The 22,611-nt window shown below is 73.6% G+C and carries 21 protein-coding genes; 10 read left to right on the forward strand and 11 right to left on the reverse strand.

Annotation, left to right across the window (positions count from 1 at the left end):
* The first annotated feature begins 293 nt into the window (after positions 1-293).
* Both QA802_RS02700 and QA802_RS02705 read left to right on the forward strand, forming a co-directional pair.
* Positions 294-1,298 (forward strand): fibronectin type III domain-containing protein, encoded by a 1,005-nt coding sequence (locus QA802_RS02700; protein WP_334517833.1) that lies wholly within the window; start codon positions 294-296, stop codon positions 1,296-1,298.
* A gap of 188 nt (positions 1,299-1,486) precedes the next feature.
* Positions 1,487-2,026, forward strand: coding sequence for a hypothetical protein (locus tag QA802_RS02705; RefSeq protein WP_334517834.1), 540 nt, complete (start codon positions 1,487-1,489; stop codon positions 2,024-2,026).
* A gap of 159 nt (positions 2,027-2,185) precedes the next feature.
* On the opposite strand, the gene QA802_RS02710 is transcribed toward QA802_RS02705, so the two are convergent.
* From QA802_RS02710 to QA802_RS02725, 4 genes are all read right to left on the reverse strand, one after another.
* The gene (locus tag QA802_RS02710; protein WP_334517835.1) at positions 2,186-2,737 is read right to left on the reverse strand and encodes a PadR family transcriptional regulator; all 552 of its coding nucleotides are present in this window, start codon (positions 2,735-2,737) and stop codon (positions 2,186-2,188) included.
* Positions 2,738-2,781: 44 nt separating this feature from the next.
* Positions 2,782-4,797, reverse strand: coding sequence for an FAD-dependent oxidoreductase (locus QA802_RS02715; protein WP_334517836.1), 2,016 nt, complete (start codon positions 4,795-4,797; stop codon positions 2,782-2,784).
* A gap of 256 nt (positions 4,798-5,053) precedes the next feature.
* Positions 5,054-5,422, reverse strand: a complete 369-nt coding sequence (locus QA802_RS02720) for a hypothetical protein (protein ID WP_107447710.1) — start codon at positions 5,420-5,422, stop codon at positions 5,054-5,056.
* A gap of 134 nt (positions 5,423-5,556) precedes the next feature.
* Positions 5,557-6,459 carry a hypothetical protein gene (locus tag QA802_RS02725; RefSeq protein WP_334517837.1) on the reverse strand — a complete coding sequence of 301 codons (903 nt, stop codon included), beginning with the start codon at positions 6,457-6,459 and terminating at the stop codon, positions 5,557-5,559.
* Between the two features lie 243 nt (positions 6,460-6,702).
* Here QA802_RS02725 and QA802_RS02730 point away from each other — a divergent pair, with 243 nt between their 5' ends.
* Together QA802_RS02730 and QA802_RS02735 are read left to right on the forward strand one after the other, a co-directional pair.
* Entirely contained in the window at positions 6,703-8,766 is a 2,064-nt protein-coding gene (locus tag QA802_RS02730; RefSeq protein ID WP_334517838.1) for a SpoIIE family protein phosphatase, read from the forward strand.
* Between the two features lie 159 nt (positions 8,767-8,925).
* Complete coding sequence (locus tag QA802_RS02735; protein WP_334534262.1) at positions 8,926-9,603, forward strand: hypothetical protein; 678 nt, start codon at positions 8,926-8,928, stop codon at positions 9,601-9,603.
* Here QA802_RS02735 and QA802_RS02740 read toward each other — a convergent pair.
* Positions 9,596-10,456, reverse strand: coding sequence for a putative protein N(5)-glutamine methyltransferase (locus tag QA802_RS02740; RefSeq protein ID WP_443042067.1), 861 nt, complete (start codon positions 10,454-10,456; stop codon positions 9,596-9,598). The genes QA802_RS02735 and QA802_RS02740 overlap by 8 nt on opposite strands.
* Positions 10,457-10,710: 254 nt before the next feature.
* On the opposite strand from QA802_RS02740, the gene QA802_RS02745 reads away from it, so the two are divergent.
* The 3 genes from QA802_RS02745 (at position 10,711) to QA802_RS02755 (ending at position 12,971) form a co-directional block, all read left to right on the forward strand.
* A complete protein-coding gene (locus tag QA802_RS02745) occupies positions 10,711-11,136 on the forward strand; it encodes a MarR family winged helix-turn-helix transcriptional regulator (protein WP_334517840.1) in 426 nt (141 codons plus the stop codon).
* Positions 11,137-11,317: 181 nt separating this feature from the next.
* Entirely contained in the window at positions 11,318-11,905 is a 588-nt protein-coding gene (locus tag QA802_RS02750) for an Rv1733c family protein (protein WP_334517841.1), read from the forward strand.
* Between the two features lie 97 nt (positions 11,906-12,002).
* A complete protein-coding gene (locus QA802_RS02755; RefSeq protein ID WP_334517842.1) occupies positions 12,003-12,971 on the forward strand; it encodes an acetylxylan esterase in 969 nt (322 codons plus the stop codon).
* Positions 12,972-13,093: 122 nt separating this feature from the next.
* Here QA802_RS02755 and QA802_RS02760 read toward each other — a convergent pair whose 3' ends face one another.
* Both QA802_RS02760 and QA802_RS02765 read right to left on the reverse strand, forming a co-directional pair.
* Positions 13,094-13,846: a class I SAM-dependent methyltransferase gene (locus QA802_RS02760; protein ID WP_334517843.1), complete on the reverse strand. Its 753-nt coding sequence runs from the start codon at positions 13,844-13,846 to the stop codon at positions 13,094-13,096.
* Between the two features lie 5 nt (positions 13,847-13,851).
* The gene (locus QA802_RS02765; protein ID WP_334517844.1) at positions 13,852-14,415 is read right to left on the reverse strand and encodes a PadR family transcriptional regulator; all 564 of its coding nucleotides are present in this window, start codon (positions 14,413-14,415) and stop codon (positions 13,852-13,854) included.
* Between the two features lie 79 nt (positions 14,416-14,494).
* Here QA802_RS02765 and QA802_RS02770 point away from each other — a divergent pair, with 79 nt between their 5' ends.
* A complete protein-coding gene (locus QA802_RS02770) occupies positions 14,495-14,902 on the forward strand; it encodes a nuclear transport factor 2 family protein (RefSeq protein ID WP_334517845.1) in 408 nt (135 codons plus the stop codon).
* Positions 14,903-14,930: 28 nt separating this feature from the next.
* Here QA802_RS02770 and QA802_RS02775 read toward each other — a convergent pair whose 3' ends face one another.
* Positions 14,931-15,827 (reverse strand): hypothetical protein, encoded by an 897-nt coding sequence (locus QA802_RS02775; RefSeq protein ID WP_334517846.1) that lies wholly within the window; start codon positions 15,825-15,827, stop codon positions 14,931-14,933.
* Positions 15,828-16,219: 392 nt separating this feature from the next.
* Here QA802_RS02775 and rho point away from each other — a divergent pair, with 392 nt between their 5' ends.
* A complete protein-coding gene (rho, locus tag QA802_RS02780) occupies positions 16,220-17,365 on the forward strand; it encodes a transcription termination factor Rho (protein WP_334517847.1) in 1,146 nt (381 codons plus the stop codon).
* Between the two features lie 86 nt (positions 17,366-17,451).
* Complete coding sequence (locus QA802_RS02785; RefSeq protein WP_334517848.1) at positions 17,452-18,849, forward strand: D-alanyl-D-alanine carboxypeptidase family protein; 1,398 nt, start codon at positions 17,452-17,454, stop codon at positions 18,847-18,849.
* 80 nt (positions 18,850-18,929) lie between these two features.
* On the opposite strand, the gene QA802_RS02790 is transcribed toward QA802_RS02785, so the two are convergent.
* The 3 genes from QA802_RS02790 to QA802_RS02800 form a co-directional block, all read right to left on the reverse strand.
* Positions 18,930-19,868 carry a glutaminase gene (locus tag QA802_RS02790; RefSeq protein ID WP_319165353.1) on the reverse strand — a complete coding sequence of 313 codons (939 nt, stop codon included), beginning with the start codon at positions 19,866-19,868 and terminating at the stop codon, positions 18,930-18,932.
* A 104-nt stretch (positions 19,869-19,972) separates the two neighbouring features.
* The gene (aspA, locus tag QA802_RS02795; protein ID WP_319165352.1) at positions 19,973-21,388 is read right to left on the reverse strand and encodes an aspartate ammonia-lyase; all 1,416 of its coding nucleotides are present in this window, start codon (positions 21,386-21,388) and stop codon (positions 19,973-19,975) included.
* Positions 21,389-21,559: 171 nt separating this feature from the next.
* The gene (locus QA802_RS02800; protein ID WP_334534265.1) at positions 21,560-22,576 is read right to left on the reverse strand and encodes an asparaginase; all 1,017 of its coding nucleotides are present in this window, start codon (positions 22,574-22,576) and stop codon (positions 21,560-21,562) included.
* Positions 22,577-22,611 lie beyond the last annotated feature (35 nt).

The following is a 22,611-nucleotide window of genomic DNA, read 5'->3' on the forward strand; positions in this document are numbered from 1 at the left end:
GGATCGGCAGCGCGACAGGGGCCCGGAGACCACGGCTCCGCGGTGCGGTTCGGGCCCCTCGGGCCACTGCGCCGGCGCGGGGACGGCGACGACAGCGGTCCGCGCCGTCGGCGTGAACTCGTCCGACGGGCGGGAGAGTTCGGCCGGGACGGGCTTCAGCGTACGTACCTCCCACAAGCGGTCGTGCAGGGCGGGGCCGGACGGCCGCCCGCCGCCGCTCTCTTGATGTGCTCGCACCATCGCGCCATATTGGTTCGGACCATTGCCGCCGTGCCGGGACGGGAGGCGACGCCGTGCGACGCGTTGCGCTGGGGGCGCTGGGGTGCGCGCTGGTGTCGGCCCTGTCGAGCGGATGCGCGGTCGGCGCGGCCGACGACGACGGCCGCGGCCCCGGCGCTCCGACCGGTGTGACCGCGGCGGCCGGCAGCGCGACGAGCGTCCACGTCATGTGGAACGCGGTCGCGGCGGATCGGGGGATCCGCGCGTACGAGGTGTACGTGGGCGCGGAAAGGGCCGGGGACGTGGGCGCGGAGAAGGCCGGGGACGTGCCCGGCGCCACGCACATGCTGGACGTCGTCCGGCTCACGCCGTCCACCGCGTACGTCTTCACGGTGCGGGCCCGGGACACCGAGGGCCGGCTCGGGCCGCCCAGCCGGGAGGCGCGGGCCACCACCGTGGCGGCCGGGGCCGGGGACCGCTCGGCGCCGGCCGTGCCGGGCGGGGTGACCGGGCGGGCCGCCGGGAGCCGGGCCGCGCAGCTGTCCTGGTCGGCCTCCGCCGACAACCGGAAGGTGGTCTCGTACGAGGTCTACCGGGGCGACGTGAAGATCCACGGTGTCGGCGCGGCGCAGACGGCGACGGTCGTCACGGGGCTGCGGCCGGGCACGAGTTACGCGTTCACCGTCCGCGCCCGGGACGCGGCCGGCAACCTCTCGCCCGCCGGACCGGCGGTGCGGATCACCACGGCGCAGGTTGACGACGAGGGGACGGACACCGCGCCCGCGGACTTCCGCGCCAGCAGCCACCGGGGCGCCGACGGCGGCTTCTACATCGATCTGTCCTGGACGCCGCCCCGCGTGGACGGCGTGGTCACGGAGTACCGGATCCAGCTCGACGGGCGGCCCGCCACCTCGCTGGTGTGGGGCGGGGAACCGCCGCGGGGGACGGCGGCGTACAGCTTCTACGCGGGCGGACACGCCGGGGTCGCGCACCGGGTGCGGGTGCGGGCCCGGCTGCCGGACGGCGGCTGGGGCGCGTTCTCGGCGGAGCGGACGGTGACGACCGGCCCCGCCTCGTGAGACACACCGGGGCCGTACGTACCGTACCGTCACTGGGCCGTCAGAAGGAGTCCCTCACCTGGTCGGCGGCGGTCCGCGTGCGGGGCGGCACCGGGGGGCGTTGGCTGCCTCTGAGGCAGCACGGACGAACCCGACCTCGGCGGCGCAAGGGATGTACCGCCAACCGTGCCGCCGCCGGAGGACATCCCATGCGCATTTCCCGTCTGTTCGTCAGCTCAGGACTGGGCGTGGCGGCCGCCGCCGCGCTGCCCCTCGCCCTGGCCGCCGGGCCCGCCGCCGCCCGGGTGTCGGGGATCTCGGTCAGCACCACCGGCTCCACCGTGTCGGTGGTGACCAGCGCCTGCACCCAGATCAACGGCAGCTGGGGCACCGCGGCACTGCTCACCAGCCGCCAGGGGAGCTTCGCCCAGGGTCGCCAGGTGGCCCTGTCCGGCACGGCGGCGAGCCAGTCGGCCGCCTGGTCGGCGGTCTCCCCGGGCACCTATACCGTCGTGGTCATGTGCTCCAACGGCAGCACCGCGGGCACCCAGTCCGTGATCGTCTCGACGCCGTCCACGCCCGCGCCGACCCCGACGGCCTCGCCCTCACGCGGCGTCATGGGCGGCCTCGGCGGTGCGGCCCGTGACTACGGCGCCGTCACCATGGCGGTGGGCGGGGCACTGGTGGGGGCCGGCGTCATCGCGGGGACCTGGCTCCTGCGCCGCCGCTCGAAGCCCTACCGGCTGTAGTCCGGTCCTACCGGCCGTAGTCCGGTCCACCGGCTGGAGTCCGGCCGCGGATCGGCTGTAGTCCGGCTGCCGTCCCGCTGCCGCGGTCCGACTGTCGTCCGAACGCGGTCCGACTGTCGCGTCCGGCCGCGGTCCCGGCCCCTCGGCGGCGCGGGCGCCTCAGCCGGGCTCGCCCTCCACGACGGGCAGGTTCGCCAGAGCCTCGGTGAGCCACTGTGTCCAGAAGGTCTCCAGCTCGATGCCGGCGCGCAGGACCAGGTGTTGCAGCCTGGCCTGCGCGCTGTCGTCGCCGGCCGGGAAGTCGCGCTGCTCGATCTCCCTGTATTCGGCCAACTGCCGCCGGTGCAGCTCGAGATGACGGCGCAGATCGGCGTCGAGGCCGGCGGTGCCGACGACGGCCGCGGCCCGCAGCCGCAGCAGCAGGGCGTCGCGGTGCGGCTTCGGGTCCTGCGCGGCGGCCGTCCAGCGGGCGAGTTCGGCGCGGCCCGCGGGCAGGACCTCGTAGGCCTTCTTCTGCCCGCGGGCCGGCTGCTCCGCGGGCAGGCCCCGGATGTGGCCCTCGGCCTCCAGCCGTCCCAGCTCGCGATAGATCTGCTGGTGCGTCGCCGACCAGAAGTAACCGATCGACCTGTCGAACCGACGGGTCAGATCCAGCCCCGACGAGGCGGGCCGCTCGACGAGGGCGGTGAGGATCGCGTGCGGGAGTGACATGCGGTCATCCTAGGGACAGGACCGGACGGCCCCGCCTCGTCGGCCTACAGCGCCGCCGCCAGCTCGGTGCCCTGCTGGACGGCGCGCTTGGCGTCCAGTTCGGCGGCCACGTCCGCGCCGCCGATGAGGTGCACGCCGCGGCCGGCGGCGACCAGCGCGTCGTAGAGATCGCGGCGCGGGTCCTGGCCGGTGCACAGCACGACGGTGTCGACCTTCAGGACCGTGCTCTGCTCGCCGACGGTGACGTGCAGTCCGGCGTCGTCGATCCGGTCGTAGCGCACGCCCGGGACCATGGTGACGCCGCGGTGCTTGAGTTCGGTGCGGTGGATCCAGCCGGTGGTCTTGCCGAGGCCCGCGCCGACCTTGCTGGTCTTGCGCTGGAGGAGGTGGACGGTGCGCGGCGGGGCGGGACGCTCGGGGGCGGCGAGACCGCCGGGCCCCTGGTAGTCCATGTCCACGCCCCACTGCCGGAAGTAGGCCGCCGGGTCCTCGCTCGTCTTGTCGCCGCCGTCGGTGAGGAACTCGGCGACATCGAAGCCGATGCCGCCCGCTCCGAGGATCGCGACGCGGTCACCGACGGGCGCGCCGTCGCGCAGGACGTCGAGGTAGCCGACGACGCTCGGGTGGTCGACGCCGGGGATGTCGGGAGTGCGGGGGCTGACGCCGGTGGCGACGACGACCTCGTCGTAGTCGGCCACGTCCTCGGCGGCGACGAACGTGTTCAGCCGTACGTCGACGCCGTGCGCGTCGAGCTGGTGGCGGAAGTAGCGCAGCGTCTCGTCGAACTCCTGCTTGCCGGGGACCTTGCGGGCCACGTTGAGCTGGCCGCCGATCTCGTGCGCGGCGTCGAAGAGGGTGACGTCGTGGCCGCGTTCGGCCGCGCTCACCGCGCACGCCAGACCGGCCGGGCCCGCGCCGACCACCGCGACCCGCTTGCGCAGCCGGGTCGGGGCGAGGACCAGCTCGGTCTCGTGGCAGGCGCGCGGGTTGACCAGGCAGGAGGTGATCTTCCCGCTGAAGGTGTGGTCGAGGCACGCCTGGTTGCAGCCGATGCAGGTGTTGATGGCCTCGGGCGTGCCCGCCGCGGCCTTGTTGACGAAGTCGGGGTCGGCGAGCATCGGGCGGGCCATCGACACCATGTCCGCGCAGCCGTCGGCGAGCAACTGCTCGGCCACCTCTGGGGTGTTGATGCGGTTGGTGGTGACGAGGGGCACCGAGACCGCGCCCATCAGCTTCTTCGTCACCCAGGTGTAGGCGCCGCGCGGCACCGAGGTGGCGATGGTGGGGATTCGGGCCTCGTGCCAGCCGATGCCGGTGTTGATGATGGTCGCGCCGGCCGCCTCGACGGCCTTCGCGAGGGTGACGACCTCGTCGAGGGTCGACCCGCCGGGCACCAGGTCCAGCATGGACAGCCGGTAGACGACGATGAAGTCCTCGCCGACCGCCTCGCGCACCCGTCGGACGATCTCGACGGGGAACCGCATCCGGTTCTCGTAGCTGCCGCCCCAGCGGTCGGTGCGGTGGTTGGTCCGCGCGGCGATGAACTCGTTGATGAGGTAGCCCTCGGAGCCCATGATCTCGACGCCGTCGTAGCCGGCCTGCCGGGCCAGCCGGGCGGTGCGGGCGTAGTCGTCGATGGTCCGCTCGATCTCGGCGTCGGTCAGCTCGCGGGGCGGGAACGGGCTGATGGGGGCCTGGAGCGGGCTGGGCGCGACCAGGTCCCGGTGGTAGGCGTACCGGCCGAAGTGCAGGATCTGCATCGCGATCCGGCCGCCCTCACGGTGCACGGCGTCGGTGATCACCCGGTGCTGGTCGGCCTCTTCGTCGGTGGTGAGCTTGGCGCCGCCCTCCCCGGGCCGCCCTTCGTCGTTGGGGGCGATGCCGCCCGTGACGATGAGGCCGACTCCCCCGCGCGCCCGGGCGGCGTAGAACGCGGCCATCCGCGCGAAGCCGTTCTCGGCCTCCTCCAGGCCCACGTGCATAGAGCCCATCAGGACGCGGTTGGGCAGCGTGGTGAAGCCCAGGTCGAGGGGGCTCAACAGATGGGGGTATCGGCTCATGGCAGGCCTCCGTGCGCGGCGGTTGGTCCCTCAGTTCTAGAGGACAGCGCACGGGTTATGCAACTAGTTGCACAATCAGCCCGGGGTGATGTGCCGCAGGTCACCGGCGACGCCGTCGCGGCAAGCCCGCGGCGGACTCCTTCTCAGCGGCTCGCGGCGGCAGCCCGTCCCACGTGCTCGTCTCGCGGCTCGTGGCCGCGGCTCGTCTCGCGGCTGTCCCCCGGCGGCTCGAGCCGCGGCTCCCCAACAGCCCGGCTCAGCGACTCCCGAGCAGGACGTGCAGTTCGCGTTCCTGGTCCCCGGAGGCCGAGGAGAGGTCGCGCACCGCGAACACCGAGTCCAGCGTGGAGCGCAGCCGTTCGATCGCCCAGTAGCTGCCCTGCGCGTCGGCCTCCACCGTGGACGAGAGCCGGGCCGGCTCGGCGCAGTCGCGTGCCTCGGTGACCTCGAAGGTGCCGAGCCACACCATCGGGCGGCTCTCGTGGAGCTGCTGCGGATCCTCGCCGCTGCCGCGGTCCGACTCGAAGCAGGCGTTGAGCGTGTCGAACACGATCCGGGCGTCCTCCTTGGTGCATCCGCTGATCTCGACGGAGACCGATTCCTCGTGCGATCGCTCGCGATCCATCGTGATCGCTCCTCTCGTGGCGGTGGCGCGGCTGTGCGGGTTCCCCGCGAACCGCGCCACACCCCCAGAAAAGCATCACTTTCCGAGCGGGACCAGCGACGCGGGGGCGCTCGCCCGCGTCGTCGGTTCCGCGCTCAGCCGCGGGTGAAGCGGTAGGTCTTGCTGTCGGTGAGCACGCAGAAGCCCGGCGAGACGACGATGACCCGCAGGGTGCCCGTCCTGCGGTCGTAGTCGATCCCCTCGGCCTCGAAGGACCCGGAGCACGAGCTGCGCAGGGGCAGCTGGCGCAGGGCCGTCACATGACCGGTGACGTCGCCGGCGCCGCCCGGCGCGGCGGACAGGTCGATCTGCAGGAGGGGCTTGGTGATGCCGAAGAGTGTGCCCGCGGGGTCGTCGGAGGAGCACAGCAGGGTGGTGGGGCCGGTGAAGTCGCAGCCCTGGACGTCGCGCACCGCGTGGTCGAGTCGGACCGTCGACGCCAGCGGCAGGTTGGCGGAAGGCGAGGTGGCGGCGTTGGCGCCGGGGGTGGGGAAGACGAGGAAGCGGGTCATGGTGCCCCACTCGCCCGACAGCATCCACTGGCTGTCCGGGGTGATCGCCACCCAGGAGTTGTTCAGCGCCTCGCCCGGGGCGAGCGTGTGGACGTACTCCGACCACGCGCCGCCGGGTGCCTGCACCCGGTACATCTTGGAGCCGGACGAATCGCTCTGGTACGGCTCGACGTAGTAGCCGCCGTAGGAGGCGTCGGGGTCGCCGACATGGTTCCAGCCCCGCACGGACAGGCCGATGGGGATGGCGCCGATGCCGGTGTAGCGGTTGGCGCTGTTCGCCGGCACCTCGACGGAGGTCAGCCCCTGGCTCTCGGTCAGCGGATCGGCGCGGTCGGAGCCGACCTCGCTCCAGGTGCCGGCGGCCGCGGCGGGCGGGGCCGCCGACAGGGCGGCGACTGACGCGACGGCCAGCGCGAGGGCGGCGGTACGGACGGTACGTGCGGTGCGGGCCAGGGGGCTGCGGCGGCGGGCAGGGCGCAGGGGCATGGGTCTCCTCGTCGAGGGGGGTGGGCGCGCTCGGCGGACAGTCTGGCCCGGCCGCGATGGGCATGTACAGACCAAATTCATGGACGGGTTCGCGCCCTGAGGAGAACAGCGCGCGAAGCCGTACTGGAGGAGCATGGAGAAGGGCCGCCGAAGGCGTGGGAGAAATGGGTTGAGCACGGTAGAACAAGGGGAGTCGGCATGGGGGACGGCGTGCCGCATCGACGTGCGGAGGCGGTGCGTGGCATGAGTGGAGCCGGATCGTCCGCAGCCGATGGCGGCCCGAGCGGGCCCAGCGGACTGCTGGACATCCTCAACGTGGCCTCGGTGGTCCTCGACACCGAGGGCCGCATCGCGCTCTGGAGCCCCCAGGCGGAGGAACTGTTCGGCTACTCGGCGCAGGAGGCCCTCGGGCGCTTCGCGGCCCGGGTGATGGTCCACGAACGGCACGTCGACCTGGTCGTGAAACTGTTCGCGGACGTGATGGCCACCGGGCAGAGCTGGGCGGGCGCGTTCCCCATCCGGCGCAAGGACGGCAGCACCCGGCTGGTGGAGTTCCGCAACATGCGCCTCATGGACGACCGCGGCCACGTGTACGCCCTGGGGCTCGCCGCCGACCAGACGACGGTGCGGCAGCTGGAGCGGGACGTCGCCCTGGCCACCCGCATGGTCGCGCAGTCGCCCAACGGTCTCGCCGTCCTGGACACCGACCTGCGGTACGTCTCCGTCAACCCGGCCCTGGAGCGCATCAACGGGCTGCCGGCCGAGGAGCACATCGGGCGGACCGTCCGCGAGGTCCTGCCCCGGCTGGACGCGGACGCCCTGGAGGCCGCGGCGCGCCAGGTGCTGGAGACCGGGGAACCGCTCGTCGACCGCTCCACGACCGGCCGCACCCCCGCCGACCCGGACCAGGAGCACGCCTGGTCGCTCTCCCTCTACCGCCTGGAGGACGCCCGCGGCACGGTACTGGGGGTGGCCGTCTCGGTCAGAGACGTCACCGACCGGCACCGGGCGGCCGTCGAGGCCGAGGCGGCACGCCGCCGGCTGGCGCTGATCGCCGACGCCTCCACCCGCATCGGCACCACCCTGGACCTGGAGCGCACGGCCCGTGAACTGGCCGATGTGGCCGTGCCGGAGCTGGCGGACGTGGCCGCCGTGGATCTGCTCGACGCGGTGGTGGCGGCCCGGCCCACCAGCCTCGGGCCCGCCGAGTCGGCGGTGATCCGCGCCCTCGCGGTACGGGCCGTCGACGAGCCGGACGCGCTGCTGGCGGCCGACCAGCCCGGACAGGTGGCCGGGTACGCGCCCGACCGCCTCATCACCGAGTGCGTGCGCTCGGGCCGACCGGTCATGGTGGCGCACGTCAAGGACGACGATCTCGGGCGCATCGCCCGCTCCCCGGACTCGGTCGGCCTGCTGGCCCGGGCGGGCGTGCACTCCTATCTCGCCGTGCCGCTCATCGCGCGAGGCGAGGTGCTGGGCGCCCTCGACCTCAAACGCACCCGCAACCCGCTGCCGTTCAGCCGCGACGACCTGCTGCTCGCCCGCGAACTGGCGGCGCGCGCAGCCGTCCAGATCGACAACGCCCGCTGGTACCAGAACGCCCGCACCACCGCGCTCACCCTCCAGCGCAGTCTGCTGCCGAGCCATCCGCCCGTCACCGGCGGCCTCGAGGTCGCCTCCCGCTACCAGCCCGCGGACGCCACCACCGAGGTCGGCGGCGACTGGTTCGACGTCATCCCGCTGCCGGACGGCAAGACGGCGCTCGTCGTCGGCGACGTGATGGGCAGCGGCATCGACGCCGCCGCCGCGATGGGCCGGCTGCGCACCGCGACGACGACGCTGGCCTCCCTCGCCCTCGACCCGGCGGTCCTCCTGGAACACCTGGACCGGATCACCCAGGGCCTCGACCACTCGATCGCCACCTGCGTGTACGCAGTGCACGACCCCCGGCTGGGGAGGTGCCGGATCGCCAACGCCGGGCATCTGCCGCCGGCCCGGGTGCGGCCGGGGCATCCGCCGGAGCTGCTCGACCTGCCGACCGGAGCGCCGCTGGGCGTGGGCGGCGTGGCATTCTCCACGACCGACGTCGACTTCGCCGCCGGCGACCAGCTCGTCCTGTACACCGACGGCCTCGTGGAGACCCGCACCCACTCCCTGGACGAGCGCCTGGATGCGCTGCTGGCGCTGCTCGACGACCCCGCGCGACCGCTGGAGGACGTCTGCGACCTGCTGCTCAGCGCGTTGCACCACCCCGACAATCACGACGACGTGGCCCTGCTGGTGGCACGGGCGCTGCCCCGGCAGTAACGGCCCAGGGCGGCCGCGGACCGCGCGACCGGCACTCCCCCGGCCGCCGCCGTGCCCGATTCACAGCTTTTTGTTACCGGCTCCTTACCCGCCCCCCCGGACAATCACAGAGAGGCGTGTCCATGACGCCACCGTCGTGGCCGAGGAGCGTGAGCCGTGATGCAGGAGCCCGACAAGCCGGACGGGACCGAGGTGCTCTCCGGGCCGGCCGACGCCGACGAACGCCACCGCTTCGGCCTGCGCACTCCGTGGCGGCGCCGGTCGCCCCGCGACCGGGCGGTGATCGCGGCGACGACCGTCGCGGTCCTCGCGCTCGGCGGCACCGTCGCGTACGCGGCCGCCTCCGACGGCCCCGGCGGCCCGCCCTCCGGGTCGCCGTCCGCGTCCTCCCCGCACGGTCCCTCGGAGCGGCACGGCCACGGCGGCCCGCGGTTGGGCTTCGGCGGCGACGCGGCCCACGGCGAGGCGACCCTGAAGGACCCCGACACCGGCGCGTGGGTGGTACGCGTCTGGCAGCGGGGCACAGTGCAGAAGGCGGACGACGACCGGATCACCGTCCGGAGCGAGGACGGCGCCACGTGGACCTGGAAGCTCGGTCCCGACGCCACCGCGTCCCCCCGCGGTTCCTCCGGAGCCGTCGCGCCGAAGAAGGGCGACACGGTGTCCGTCGTCGGAACCCGCTCCGGCGACGCCTGCACGGCCGACCGCGTGCTGTCCGGCTCCCCCGGCGAACACCGCCGGGACGACCGGCACGGCGGCTTCCCCGGGCACGGCCCGTGGGGTCGCGGAGGCGACGACCGATCCCCGGGCCGCGCTAACGGCGGAGCGGCTACCTGACGACCCGGGTCCCGACGACGACGTGGGCGTACAGCTCCTCGTCCCGCGCCACCCGTACCGTCAGACCGCCGCCGGCGAACGCCTCGACGGCGGCCGGCGCCTGACGCTCACTGGTCTCCACGAGCAGGCAGCCGCCGGGGGCGAGCCAGCTCCGCGCCCCGGCGGCGACCCGGCGCAGCACGTCCAGTCCGTCGCCGCCGCCGTCGAGAGCGGTGAGCGGTTCGTGCTCGCGGGCCTCGGCCGGCAGCAGCGGGACCTCGCCGGTGGGGACGTACGGCACGTTGGCGGCCAGGATGTCGACCCGGCCGCGCAGCCGGTCCGGCAGCGCCGTGAACAGGTCCCCCGTGTGGACGTGTCCGCCATGGCCGGCGATGTTGCCACGGGCGCAGCGCACCGCCGCCGGATCGATGTCCGCGGCGTGCAGCTCGACCTTCCCCAGTGACGCGGCGAGCGCGGCCCCCACCGCGCCGGACCCGCAGCACAGGTCGACGACGACGGACGCGTGCGGCGCTGCGGCGAGCGCCTCGTCGACGAGGAACTCGGTGCGCCGGCGGGGCACGAAGACCCCCGGCTCGACGCGGATGCGCAGCCCGTGGAACTCGGCCCAGCCGACGACGTGTTCCAGGGGCAGACCCGCGGCCCGCCGCCGCGCCATGGCGGCGGCCTCGTCCGGCGTCCGCGCGGCCGCGAGGATCAGCTCCGCCTCCTCCTCGGCGAAGACGCATCCGCCGGCCCGCAGAACGGCGACGAGGGCGTCACGGGAGAGCACGGGAGAGGAAGGGGAGAGCGGCGAGGAAGCCTCGTCGGACGGGAAGGGCGAAGACATGGGAGGCACAGGAGGCACAGGAGGCATGGAGCCAGGAAGCCTTTCGGGATCCGAAGGGCGCTTCCTCGACCGCCTACGAACGGCGGCTGACGCCGTCACGAGAGGAGAGCACCCGACCTGACACTGCGGTAATGGGTCTCACCTCCTCGGCCTCGCACGACGACGGGACCTCCGCAGCCGGACGGCCACCCTATCCCACCGGCCGGCCGCTCCCCGGGGCGCTCGCATCCACCCCGGTTGTACTCTGCAACCAGACGGGTGCGGGAGTGCGGGGAGTGGCCATGAAAGAAGCCGAGGCCGTGGAGACCATCCAGCGCGAGATGACGGTCTTCGCGCGGCGGGCGCGGGCCTCGGCCGGCCGGCTGCACCCCGAACTGTCACTGGTGTCGTACACGCTGCTCGGCCATCTCGAGGAGAGCGGCGGCTGCCGGGCGACCGACCTCGCCGCGCACCACGCGCTGGACAAGTCCACGGTCAGCCGCCAGGTCGCCGCCCTGGAGCGCGCCGACCTGGTCGAACGGCGCCAGGACCCGGAGGACCACCGCGTCCAGGTCCTCCACCTCACCGACGGCGGCCGCCGCATCCTCGCCCAGGTCACCGAGAGCCGCCGCACGGCCTTCCGCCTACGGCTCGCCGAGTGGCCGTCGGAGGACCTGGAACGGTTCGCGCAATACCTGGAGCGCTACAACGCGTGGACGGCCCCCTAGCCGACCCCTGGCCCCCGCGGACGGACGTCCCCGCGGCGCGAGACCGACCCGCCCCCCGTGGTTGTCCCGTGCGGGGGCGTGCCGTCGGCGAGCCGTCGCGAACGATGCGTGAAACCATGTACTCCAAACGGGGCATAACCCCCATGGGGGCACTCGTCCGCGTGACGGCGAGGAGGTCGACATGCGAACCCGGGTGCGTGGCTGGCGCTGGCGACACAATCCGCTGCGGCGCCGTTCGGACGTCGTGGAGGCGTGGGCGACGCTCGTCGTCGTCGTGCTGCTGCTCGTCGCAGCGCCCCTGGCCGGAGCCGTGGCCGGCCAGTGGGCCCACGACGACGCACAACGGGTCGCGACCCGCCAGCAGGCCGACCGCCACCGGGTGCGGGCCCAGGTCGTCAGCGACATGCCGCAGGCGATGCCGTCGGTGGAGGGCGGCCGACAGCAGATGGTCCGGGCGACCGTGCGCTGGACGCCGCCGGGCGAGCCGGCCCGCACTGCGGCCGCCCGGGTGCCGGCGGGCACGCAGCAGGGGCAGCGGGTGGACGTGTGGTTCGACGCGCACGGCCACAGCGTCGCACCGCCGCCGAGCAGCACGATGGTGTGGCAGCAGACCCTCACCATGGGCGTGTGCGTGGCCGGGGGCGCGGCCGCCACGGTCCTGCTCGGGCACGCCGTGGTCCGCCGGCTGGCGATGCGGCGCCGGCTGGGCGAATGGGAGCGGGAATGGGCGCGCACGGAACCGCAGTGGAGTCGGCGCAGGCCCGCCTGAGCCTCCCGGCCGAGGGCTGGCGGGCCTTCCCGCCGTCCCCGTACGGTGTGATCATTGTGATCATTCGTACGGGCACTTAACAAAAGGCGGTCTTCGTATGCCCCTGTTCGACCTGTCGCTCGAGGAGCTCCGCACGTACCGCAGTGCCTCCACCGAGCCGGAGGATTTCGACGCGTTCTGGTCCAAGACCCTCCAGGAAGCCCGCGAGCACGACCTGGACGCCCGCTTCGAGCCGGTCGACACGGGCCTGACCACGGTGCAGGTGTACGACGTCACGTTCGCCGGGTTCGGCGGTCACCCGGTCAAGGGCTGGCTGACGCTGCCCGCCGGGGCGACGCAACCGCTGCCGCTGGTCGTGGAGTTCGTCGGCTACGGCGGCGGGCGCGGTCTGCCGCACGAGCACCTGCTGTGGGCGTCCACGGGCCGCGCGCACTTCATCATGGACACCCGCGGCCAGGGCAGCGCGTGGGGCGGCGGGGGCGGCACCGCGGACCCGGTGGGCGGCGCGCCCTCGTACCCCGGATTCATGACCCGGGGCATCGACGACCCGGAGAACTACTACTACCGCCGCGTGTACACGGACGCGGTGCGCGCGATCGAGGCGGCCCGCTCGCACCCGCTGACCGACGCCTCGCGGACCGTGGCGGTCGGATCGAGCCAGGGCGGCGGCATCACGATAGCCGCGGGCGGCCTGGTGCCGGACCTCGTGGGCGTCGCCCCGGACGTGCCGTTCCTGTGCGACTTCCCGCGCGCCACGACGCTGACGGACCGTCACCCCTACCGGGAGATCGGCCTGTTCCTCAAGACGCACCGCGGCCGCACGCAGGACGCGCTGCGCACCCTGTCGTACTTCGACGGCGTGCACTTCGCCGCCCGCGGGACGGCGCCCGCGCTGTTCTCGGCGGCCCTCGAGGACCAGACCTGCCCGCCCTCGACCGTGTTCGCCGCCTTCAACGCGTGGGCCCACGACGACAAGGCGATCGAGGTGTACGACTTCAACGACCACGAGGGCGGCGGCCCCTACCAGCAGGCGGCCAAGCTGCGCTGGCTGCGCACGTACGCCTGAGCCGCCCGGGTCGCGCCCGGGCCCGCCGACGCGGACCCGGGCCCGACCGGCGGGTGCGGTGCGGTGCGGGCTGGGGGTATGGGTGGGGGTGTGGGGCGGTCGCTCTCGGCCGATCAGGCCGATCAGGAGTTCCGCCCTTCCCTGCCGGGTCGGTCCGCCCGTAGCGCCTCGACCAGGCGGACCCGAGGGCTGCCGTCCTCCCGGACCCCGAAGTCGGGCAGGGCGCGCAGCTCCACATGGAACCCGGCCCGCAGCAGTTCGCGCCGCACCTCGCCGAGCCGGAAGGCCCGGTAGTACATCACGAACGGGGGCCGCCACAGGGCGTTGCGCACCCGCATCGCGGCGTCGAAGCCGAGCAGCGCCCAGTACAGCGGGGAGGACGGCGCGGGCGGGGCGACGACCGGGAACGCGAAGCGGCCGCCCGGCCGCAGCGCGGTGTGCACCTGGGCGAACAGGCCCGGCAGCTCCCGGGGCAGGAAGTGGCCGAACGCGCCGAAGCTGACGACGAGGTCGAAGCGAGCCGTGAACGGCAGGGCACGGGCGTCCGCACGCACCCAGGACACCCGCGGGCCCACCGCCGGGGCCCGCCGGCGCGCCTCGTCGAGCATCCCGGCGCTGAAGTCGACGCCGGTCACGCCGGCCCGGCACACGCCCGCCAGGACGTCCACCCCGGCGCCCGTGCCGCAGCACAGGTCGAGGCCCTCCTCGTAGGGGCCGGTCTCCTTCAGCGCCGCGGCGACCGCGGCCAGGACGGAGTCCGGGGTGCGGAACGGCGTGTGGTCGAACTTCGGCGCGAGGAGGTCGTAGCCGTGCTCGACGGACGACAGGGCCTGGACGGCGAGTTCGCGCAGCGTGGGGCCTTCGGGGCTGAACATCGGCGTCAGCCTACGGCCGTCCGCCGCTTCAGGAGTCCGAGGGCCCGCTCGCACCAGCGCACGTTCGTCTCCTCGAAGGCGATGCCGCCGAGCAGCGTCAGGTAGGGCCCGATCCGCTCGGCCTCGCTCAGGTACTCGTCCTCGGTGCGCCCGTCGAGAAGGCGGTCGCGGAGCCGCTCGTAGCGGTCGAGTCTGCCGCGCGACCAGCCCATGCGCTCCTCGATCAGCGCGCGCGTCGCCTCGGGGTCCGCGCCGTCCATCGCCTGGATCTTGACGAAGAGCTCGTCGCGCAGGGCGGTGGGCCTGCGGGGCGGGGCGGCGGCGAAGGCGCTCAGAGCCTCACGGCCGGCCCCGGTGAGGGTGAACATGCGCTTGTCGGGCCGGCGCTCCTGCCGTACCACCCGTGCCTCGATCAGGTCGTCCTGGGCGAGGCGCTCCAGTTCGCGGTAGAGCTGCTGCGGGGTCGCCGGCCAGAAGTTCGCGAGGGAGACGTCGAAGATCTTCGACAGCTCGTAACCCGAGGCCTCACCCTCCAGAAGAGCGGCCAGGACGGCGTACTTGAGGGACATGTGGACACGGTAACAGCAGGTGATTATTCTCAGTCGCACCTAATCAACAAATTGACTATCCAGCGAACGAGGAGATCCGATGCGCGCATTCCGTGAGGCGGTCGAGGCCGGCGACCTCGAGGCGGTCGAGGCACTGCTGTCCGAGGACGTGTTCTTCACCAGCCCGGTCGTCTTCAAGCCCTACCCGGGCAAGGCGATCACGGCGGCGATCCTGCGCGCGGTGTCGCAGGTCTTCGAGGACTTCCGGTACGAACGGGAGCTGGAGGGCGGCGAAGGCCGCGACCATGCCCTGGTGTTCACGGCGCGGGTGGGGGAACGCCGGCTCAGCGGCTGCGACTTCATCCACCTCGACGACAACGGCCTCATCGACGAACTGACGGTCATGGTCCGCCCGTTGTCCGGCGCGCAGGCCCTGGCGGCGGCCATGGGCGCGCGGTTCGACGACATCGTGAAGGAGGCGGAGGCGCGGGCGGCCTCCGCCTCCTGACGGGCGTCGGTCCTTCGTCGGTCCTTCGTCAGCCCTTGAGGTCGGCGAGGGTGGCCCGGGAGTCGGTCTTCAGCCAGTCCGAGACCTCGTCGAGGGTCGGCGGGTCCTTGTCGGTGCTGTACGAGGAGTAGTAGGCGCTGTAGCTCATCGTGTAGGTCACCCAGCCGTCGCGCACGGCGAGCGTGGCGTAGAGCGAACCGCTCGACGAGGAGGACGTGGTGTCGTCACTGACGAGATAGGCCTCGTCGCCGATGCCCGTCACCGTTTCCACGTCATAACCCGAGTGGCTCTCGGCGTAGTTCTTCCAGGTGGCGGTGAACTCCGGTCCCGGGTCGGTCTTCTTGTGCAGGTCCAGCTGGACGTACAGGTACGCGTCCGCGTAGCTCGAACCCGTCTTCTTCAGGCCGAGGTTGCACAGCACCTCGTCGAGGGCGACGTCGCCGAGGCTGCGGTGGGTCGGGGTGCTGTCGTTCGCCGCGTACTCCGCCTGGAAGGACGAGTAGTCGGTGGAGTTGCACAGGTTGGCCGGCGCCGAGTAGCCGCGCAGGTCGACACCGGACCCGGTGGGGAGCAGGAAGACGCCCGCCGCCCACGCGGCCGAAGCCGCCACCGCGCCGACCACGGCCCACAGGACCGCCCGCCCCGCACGGCCGCCGGTCGGCGGCGGCGGTCCGACGGCCGGGTACGGGCCGGGCTGGGCATACGGGTTGCCCGGCTGCGGCTGCGGCGGCTGCACCAGGGGCCCGACCAGGGTCGGCTGGGCGTAGACGCTCTGGGCGGAGGGGGCGGCGGGCGCCGCCGGGGGGAACCCCAACGGCCCGCCGGGAGCGGGTGACTGCGGATTCGGATAGGGATACGCGCTCGGCTGGGCCGGCGCCCCGGACGGCGGATCCGGCTGCTGCGGAGGCTGAGGCGGCGTGGACATGTCGTGAAGATAATGCACACATAGCAGTCAAGTCCGGTGTCGTCACGGATCGTTACCCTCTGAGGACATCTGCGGCACACCACGGAAGAATCCGTGCACGCCGAGCGGCGTGCTACAGTGCGGACGGCACTTGTGTACGCCTCATTCCAGGCGCCGGTGCCGATTCCTTCTCCGCCCGCCGAGCCACCCGCCGTTCCCGGCCGGTGCAGCGGCCTTTTCCGCACCTCGTCGACCTCGTCGACGGAACAGCTCCGTCGTGACCAGGTGTCGTTCCCGCCGCCCGCGGCGCGTCCCGCGCCCTTCTCCCGCGGCTGCTCCCTCCCTCTCGCACGCCTCGTGCCTCCGTCCCTCGCCTTCGTTCCGTTGCCTTCTCCGTGAAAGGACCCACCACCATGACCGCCCCCACTCTCGAACAGCCCTCCGTCCACCGCCAGGCCCCGGTCCGGGTCGCAGCCGGCGTCCTCGACGTCGACACGGGCGGGAAGGGCCGCCTGCGCCCGCTCGACTGCCTGCCCACCCCGGACGACGTCCAGGTGCCCCCGGCGCTGATCCGCCGGCACGGCCTGCGCGGCGGTGACCTCGTCGGAGGGGTGCGCGGCGCCCAGCGCACCCTGACCGAGGTGACCCGCGTCGACGGCCGTGCACCCGGCGAGCTGCGCGGCCGCCGTCACTTCCGCGACCTCACCCCGCTCCACCCGCACCGGCGGCTGCGCCTGGAACATCCCGCGGCCGGCCTCGCGGGGCGGGTCATCGATCTCCTCGCGCCCGTCGGCAAGGGCCAGCGGGGACTGATCGTGGCCCCGCCCAAGACCGGCAAGACCGTGCTGCTCCAGCAGATCGCCGCCGCCGTCGCCGGCAACCACCCCGAGGCCCGGCTGATGGTCCTGCTGCTCGACGAGCGGCCCGAGGAGGTCACCGACATGCGGCGCTCCGTGCGCGGCGAGGTGTTCGCGTCGACCTTCGACCGGGCGCCCCGGCAGCACATCGCCCTCGCCGACCTGGTCGTCGAGCGGGCCAAGCGGCTCGTCGAGGCCGGCGAGGACGTCGTGATCCTCCTCGACTCGCTGACCCGGCTGTGCCGGGCCCACAACAACGCGGCCGCCGCCGGGGGCCGCACCCTCAGCGGCGGCGTCGACGCGACCGCGCTGATCGGCCCGAAGCGGTTCTTCGGCGCGGCACGCGCGGCGGAAGAGGGCGGGTCGCTCACCGTCCTCGCCACCGCTCTGGTCGAAACGGGTTCCCGCGCCGACGACTTCTACTTCGAGGAGCTGAAGAGCACCGGCAACATGGAGCTCCGGCTCGACCGCGAACCGGCCTCCCGGAGGGTGTTCCCCGCGGTCGACGTCACCGGCTCCGGCACCCGACGCGAGGAACTGCTGCTCTCCCCGGCCGAGTCGACCGCGGTGCGTGGTCTGCGCCGGGCGCTGCAGACCGCGCACGGCCAGGCGAACCTGGAGACGCTCCTGGAACGGCTGCGGCATACCCCCGACAACGCCGCCTTCCTGCGGCTGGTCCAGCCGACCCTGCCGACCGGCTGAGGGACGGTACCCCATTGGGGTGCTCGCGGGGCAGCCTTCGGCATGGGCGGCGCGGGGTGGAGGGCGATCGTTCCTAGGTTGATCGTATGACGATCGGATTCCGCTCTCGGGTCGCTCTCTCGGCCTGCGTGTTCTGTACGGCAGGCGCCCTGGCCCTCGGTCCCGTCGCAGCCGTCGCCCCGGCCGCGGCGTCCCCGGGCCCGCCCGGCTCCCCCGGCATGTCCGGCCCGGCCCCCGCAGCCGTCGGCGCCCGTGCCGGTGCCGCCGGGCCCCCCGCCGCACGCGCGCAGGCGTCGACGACGGCGCTGCTGTACCGCTCGGGCGTCCAGGTGAGGCCGCACGACGGCGTACCCGACGTGCCGGACGTCTCGGCGCTGTCCTGGCTGGTCTCCGACGCCGACACCGGCGAGGTCCTCGCCGCGTCGCACGCCCACCGCAAGCTGCCCCCGGCCAGCACGCTGAAGACCCTGTTCGCCCTCACGGTGCTCCCGGTGCTGCCCGCCGACATGCGGCACCGGGTCGCCGGGGAGGAACTCGAGGGCATCGGGCCGGGCAGCAGCCTGGTCGGGGTCGCCGAGGGGCAGACGTACTCGATCGCCGACCTGTGGCGCGGAGTCTTCCTCAACTCCGGAAACGACGCCGTGCACGTGCTGGCGGCCCTCAACGGCGGCTGGAGCGCGACGACCGCCCGCATGCAGGAGAAGGCGCGCTCCCTCGGCGCGCTGGACACCCAGGTCCGCTCGCCCGACGGCTACGACACACCCGGCCAGGTGTCCTCCGCGTTCGACCTGGCGGTGTTCGGCCGGGCCGGGCTGCGCGACGCCGACTTCGCCCGCTACTGCGGCACGGCTCAGGCGTCGTTCCCGGACGGCGACAACGGGTCGTACGGCATCGCCAACACCAACCGGCTGCTGACCGGGCACGACGGCGTCGAACCGTATCCCGGGCTGGTCGGGATCAAGAACGGCTACACCAGCAAGGCCGGCAACACCCTGGTGGCCGCCGCCCGCCGGGACGGGCGCACGTTGGTGGTGACGGTGATGAACCCTCAGACGGGCGGCGGGCACGCCGTCTACGAGGAGGCGCGGGAACTGCTCGACTGGGGCTTCGAGGCGGTCGGCCGGGTCGAGCCGGTGGGCTCGCTCGACGCGCTGCGCACCCCGCCGGACCCCGTCGCGGGACCGGAGGCGGCGCCCACGCCGGCATCCACCCCGGCGCCCGCCCCGGTGCCCGCGCGGACTCCCCCGCAGGCGCCCCCGGCGACGCCCGGCTCCACGGCGACGCCCGGCTCCACGCCGGCCCGGACGCCCACCCCCTCCCGGACGCGGACAGGAACAGAGACGCAGGCCGTGGCCGCCTCGGCGGACCTGTCAGGGCGTCTCGGATGGCCGGCGGCGGCGGAGATCGCCGGGGCGGCCGTCCTGGGCGGCGCGGCGGTGGCGCTGGTGCTGAGAGGCGCGCGCCGCCGGTTCACCCGCGACTGACCTGCACCGGCCACGCCCCGTCCGGCCTCGACTGACCGGCGCCGGCCACGCCCCGTCCGTCCCGAACGGACGACGCGCGGTCAGAACACGGACAGTCCCGTGAGGGTGGTGAACCGGTCGAGCGCGGCCACTCCCGCCACCGAGTTTCCGTGCTCGTCCAGGCCCGGACTCCACACGCACAGCGTGCAGCGTCCCGGCACGACGGCGATGATGCCGCCGCCCACGCCGCTCTTGCCGGGCAGGCCGACCCGGTAGGCGAACTCACCGGCCGCGTCGTACGTGCCGCAGGTCAGCATCACCGCGTTGACCTGCTTGGCCTGGCTCCGGGTGAGCAGCCGGACGCCGTCGGCGCGCACACCGTGCCGGGCCAGGAAACCGGTCGCCAGGGCGAGGTCGGCGCAGGAGGCGGTCAGGGAGCACTGCCGGAAGTACTGGTCGAGCAGGACCGGCACCTCGTTGTCGATGTTGCCGTACGACGCCATGAAATGGGCGAGGGCGGCGTTGCGGTGGCCGTGCGCGGCCTCGGAGGCGGCGATCCCCTCGTCGAAGTCGAGCCCGGGGTTGCCGCTCTCGGCGCGCAGGAACTCCAGCAGTTCGTGGGCCGCGTCCCCGCTGCGGGTCTGCAGGCGGTCGGTGACGACCAGCGCGCCCGCGTTGATGAACGGGTTGCGCGGGATGCCCCCCTCGTACTCCAGTTGCACCAGGGAGTTGAAGGGGTTGCCCGAGGGCTCCCGGCCCACGTGCTCCCAGAGTTCGTCGCCCTCGCGGGCGAGGCCGAGCGCGAGGGTGAAGACCTTGGTGAGGGACTGCGTGGAGAACGGCTCCCGCCAGTCCCCCACGCCGTAAACCGTGCCGTCCAGCTCCGCGACGGCCATGCCGAAGCGGCGCGGGTCGAGGGCGGCGAGCGCCGGGATGTAGTCGGCGGGCCGGCCGCGCCCGGGGGTGCGCTCCATCTCCTCGGCGATCCGCTCCAGGACCGGCTGGAAGGCCAGGGACGACGTCGTTGTCATGATCACCATTGTGCCTCCGCGCCGGTCCTGGCGCGTTCGTCGCGGGTCGTAGGGGGGCGACCGGGGCGGCGACCGGGGGGCGGCCGGGTTCCGGCCGGGGCGGCCACCGGGGGTCAGGCCGGGGCGTGGCCGCTGCCCGCCAGCACCTCGGGGCGCAGCAGACCGGCGAGGCGTTCGGCGGGCAACAGTCCCTTCTCCAGCACGAGTTCGGCGACGCCGCGGCCGGAGACGAGGGCCTCCTTGGCGATGTCGGTGGCCGCCGTGTACCCGATGTGCGGGTTGAGGGCGGTCACCAGGCCGATGGAGTTCTCCACGCTCGCGCGCAGCGCCTCGGTGTTGGCGGTGATGCCGTCCACACAGCGCTCCGCGAGGGTGAGGCACGCGGCGCGCAGATGGGTGATCGACTCCGACAGCGAGTGCAGGATGACCGGCTCGAAGGCGTTGAGCTGGAGCTGTCCGGCCTCGGCGGCCATGGTGATGGTGACGTCGTTGCCGATCACCTGGAAGGCGACCTGGTTGACGACCTCGGGGATCACCGGGTTGACCTTGCCGGGCATGATCGACGAACCCGCCTGCACCGGCGGCAGGTTGATCTCGCCGAGGCCGGCGCGCGGCCCGGACGACAGCAGCCTCAGGTCGTTGCAGCTCTTCGAGAGCTTGACGGCGATCCGCTTCAGGACGCCGGACATCTGTACGAACGCGCCGCAGTCCTGGGTGGCCTCGACCAGGTTCGCGGCGGTCACCAGCGGCAGCCCCGTGATCCGCGCGAGGTGGCCGCGGGCCGACTCGGCGTAGCCGACGGGCGCGTTGAGGCCGGTGCCGATCGCGGTGGCGCCCAGGTTGATCTCGTGGATCAGCTCGACGGCCTCGGCGAGTCGGCTGCGGTCCTCGTCCGTCATGACGGCGTACGCGGAGAACTCCTGGCCGAGCGTCATCGGCACCGCGTCCTGCAGCTGGGTGCGGCCCATCTTGAGCACGTCGCGGAACTCGACGGCCTTGCGGGCGTAGGAATCCTGCAGCACGGCCATCGCGTCGAGCAGTCCGCGCACCGCGAAGACCGTCGCCACCTTGACGGCGGTCGGGTACACGTCGTTGGTGGACTGGCCGAGGTTGACGTGCTCGTTGGGGTGCAGGTGCCGGTACTCCCCCTTCGCGTGGCCCAGCAGTTCCAGCGCCCGGTTGGCGATCACCTCGTTGGCGTTCATGTTGGTCGAGGTGCCCGCGCCGCCCTGGACGACGTCCACGACGAACTGGTCGTGCAGCCGGCCCGCGCGGATCTCTCGGCACGCGGCGACGATCGCGGCCGCCTTCTCCGGCGCCAGCAGACCGAGCTCCTCGTTGGCGAGGGCGGCGGCCTCCTTGACGGCGGCGAGGGCGTCGACGAGATGCGGGTGGGCCGAGATGGGCGTGCCGGTGATGGGGAAGTTCTCGGTGGCGCGCAGGGTGTGCACGCCCCAGTAGGCCTCGGCGGGAACGTCCCGGTCTCCGAGCAGGTCGTGTTCGCTGCGGGTGACGGCGGCGGTGGTCATGAGGGGGCGACCTCTTTCTGAGGCTGGCGCTGAGGGTGGAGGTGCGAAGGGGGCGGAGTCCGGTGGCGGCCGGAGCGGCGGTTCGGCGGCCGGGCTCGGGGCCCGGCCCGGTCTGCGGTGTGAGGAATCCGCCGGTGGCCGCCGCGCACACCCGGCGGCCACCGCCGGTCGTCAGGCGCAGGCGCGGACGGTCACCGGATCCAGGGCACGTACCGGACGGAGCGAGCCGACCGGTTCGCCGCCGCCGAGCAGCGCCTCGCCCGCGAACTCCGTGAGGAGAGCGGGGTCGACGCCCGCCCGGGCGAGGGCGGCCGCGATGACCGGGACGCGCGCGCGGTTCGCGCCGTCGGAGATCTTGACGGCGACGGCGCGGCCGTCGGGGAGCGCGGCGACCTCGACGCCCTCGAAGCCGTCCTTGGCGAGCAGCCCGGGCACGGCGTGCATCAGGGCCGCGACGTCCCGGCCGGCGCCGGAGGCCATCTCGGGGTGGGCGCGCATCGCGTCGGCGACGCGTGCCTCGGGGGTGCCGGGCGCGGAGGCGGTGACGCGGGAGACGGCCCGGGCGAGGCCCTGCAGGGAGACGGAGAACAGGGGGGCGCCGCACCCGTCGACGGTGACCCGGGCGATGCGCTGCCCGGTGAGGTCCTCGACGATCTCGGCGATCGCCTGCTGCAGCGGGTGCGCCGGGTCGAGGTAGCCGTCGAGGGACCAGCCGTTGAGCCGGCAGGTGTAGAGCATCGCCGCGTGCTTGCCGGAGCAGTTCTGGGCCAGGCGCGAGGGCGTGCGGCCCTCGCCTGTCCAGCGGTCGCGGACCGCCGGGTCGTACGGCAGGTCCTGGACGTTGCGCAGGTCGTCCTCCGTGACGCCGGCCAGTTCGAGGATGCGCCGGGTCCCGGCGAGGTGGCGTTCCTCGCCGGAGTGGCTGGCCGCCGTGAGGGAGAGGAGCTCGCCGTCGAGCGGCAGCCCGGCCCGGACCATGGCGACGGCCTGGACGGGTTTGAGCGCCGAACGCGGGTAGAAGGCGGCCTCGACGTCGCCGAGCTGGAGCTCGACGGCGCCGCCCGCGCCGAGGACGACGACGGAGCCGTAGTGGACGCCCTCGGTCACCCCGCCGCGGACCAGGTGGGCGACGGGCGCGTGGAGGGGTTCGCGGATCACGGGGGCGTCGGCGAGGGAACTGCTGGACATCGCGAGGGAACTGCTGGACATCACTGCCTGCGCCA

Origin of the sequence: Streptomyces sp. B21-105, assembly GCF_036898465.1 — a bacterium.
Taxonomy (GTDB): Bacteria; Actinomycetota; Actinomycetes; order Streptomycetales; family Streptomycetaceae; genus Streptomyces.

Excerpts from the sequence above, each read along its gene's own strand:
- QA802_RS02705 (WP_334517834.1), top strand. The coding sequence starts at position 1,487 with ATGCGCATTTCCCGTCTGTTCGTCAGCTCAGGACTGGGCGTGGCGGCC.
- QA802_RS02710 (WP_334517835.1), bottom strand. The coding sequence starts at position 2,737 with ATGTCACTCCCGCACGCGATCCTCACCGCCCTCGTCGAGCGGCCCGCC.
- QA802_RS02715 (WP_334517836.1), bottom strand. The coding sequence starts at position 4,797 with ATGAGCCGATACCCCCATCTGTTGAGCCCCCTCGACCTGGGCTTCACC.
- QA802_RS02720 (WP_107447710.1), bottom strand. The coding sequence starts at position 5,422 with ATGGATCGCGAGCGATCGCACGAGGAATCGGTCTCCGTCGAGATCAGC.
- QA802_RS02725 (WP_334517837.1), bottom strand. The coding sequence starts at position 6,459 with ATGCCCCTGCGCCCTGCCCGCCGCCGCAGCCCCCTGGCCCGCACCGCA.
- QA802_RS02730 (WP_334517838.1), top strand. The coding sequence starts at position 6,703 with ATGAGTGGAGCCGGATCGTCCGCAGCCGATGGCGGCCCGAGCGGGCCC.
- QA802_RS02735 (WP_334534262.1), top strand. The coding sequence starts at position 8,926 with ATGCAGGAGCCCGACAAGCCGGACGGGACCGAGGTGCTCTCCGGGCCG.
- QA802_RS02740 (WP_443042067.1), bottom strand. The coding sequence starts at position 10,456 with ATGCCTCCTGTGCCTCCTGTGCCTCCCATGTCTTCGCCCTTCCCGTCC.
- QA802_RS02745 (WP_334517840.1), top strand. The coding sequence starts at position 10,711 with ATGAAAGAAGCCGAGGCCGTGGAGACCATCCAGCGCGAGATGACGGTC.
- QA802_RS02750 (WP_334517841.1), top strand. The coding sequence starts at position 11,318 with ATGCGAACCCGGGTGCGTGGCTGGCGCTGGCGACACAATCCGCTGCGG.
- QA802_RS02755 (WP_334517842.1), top strand. The coding sequence starts at position 12,003 with ATGCCCCTGTTCGACCTGTCGCTCGAGGAGCTCCGCACGTACCGCAGT.
- QA802_RS02760 (WP_334517843.1), bottom strand. The coding sequence starts at position 13,846 with ATGTTCAGCCCCGAAGGCCCCACGCTGCGCGAACTCGCCGTCCAGGCC.
- QA802_RS02765 (WP_334517844.1), bottom strand. The coding sequence starts at position 14,415 with ATGTCCCTCAAGTACGCCGTCCTGGCCGCTCTTCTGGAGGGTGAGGCC.
- QA802_RS02770 (WP_334517845.1), top strand. The coding sequence starts at position 14,495 with ATGCGCGCATTCCGTGAGGCGGTCGAGGCCGGCGACCTCGAGGCGGTC.
- QA802_RS02775 (WP_334517846.1), bottom strand. The coding sequence starts at position 15,827 with ATGTCCACGCCGCCTCAGCCTCCGCAGCAGCCGGATCCGCCGTCCGGG.
- rho (WP_334517847.1), top strand. The coding sequence starts at position 16,220 with ATGACCGCCCCCACTCTCGAACAGCCCTCCGTCCACCGCCAGGCCCCG.
- QA802_RS02785 (WP_334517848.1), top strand. The coding sequence starts at position 17,452 with ATGACGATCGGATTCCGCTCTCGGGTCGCTCTCTCGGCCTGCGTGTTC.
- QA802_RS02790 (WP_319165353.1), bottom strand. The coding sequence starts at position 19,868 with ATGGTGATCATGACAACGACGTCGTCCCTGGCCTTCCAGCCGGTCCTG.
- aspA (WP_319165352.1), bottom strand. The coding sequence starts at position 21,388 with ATGACCACCGCCGCCGTCACCCGCAGCGAACACGACCTGCTCGGAGAC.
- QA802_RS02800 (WP_334534265.1), bottom strand. The coding sequence starts at position 22,576 with ATGTCCAGCAGTTCCCTCGCCGACGCCCCCGTGATCCGCGAACCCCTC.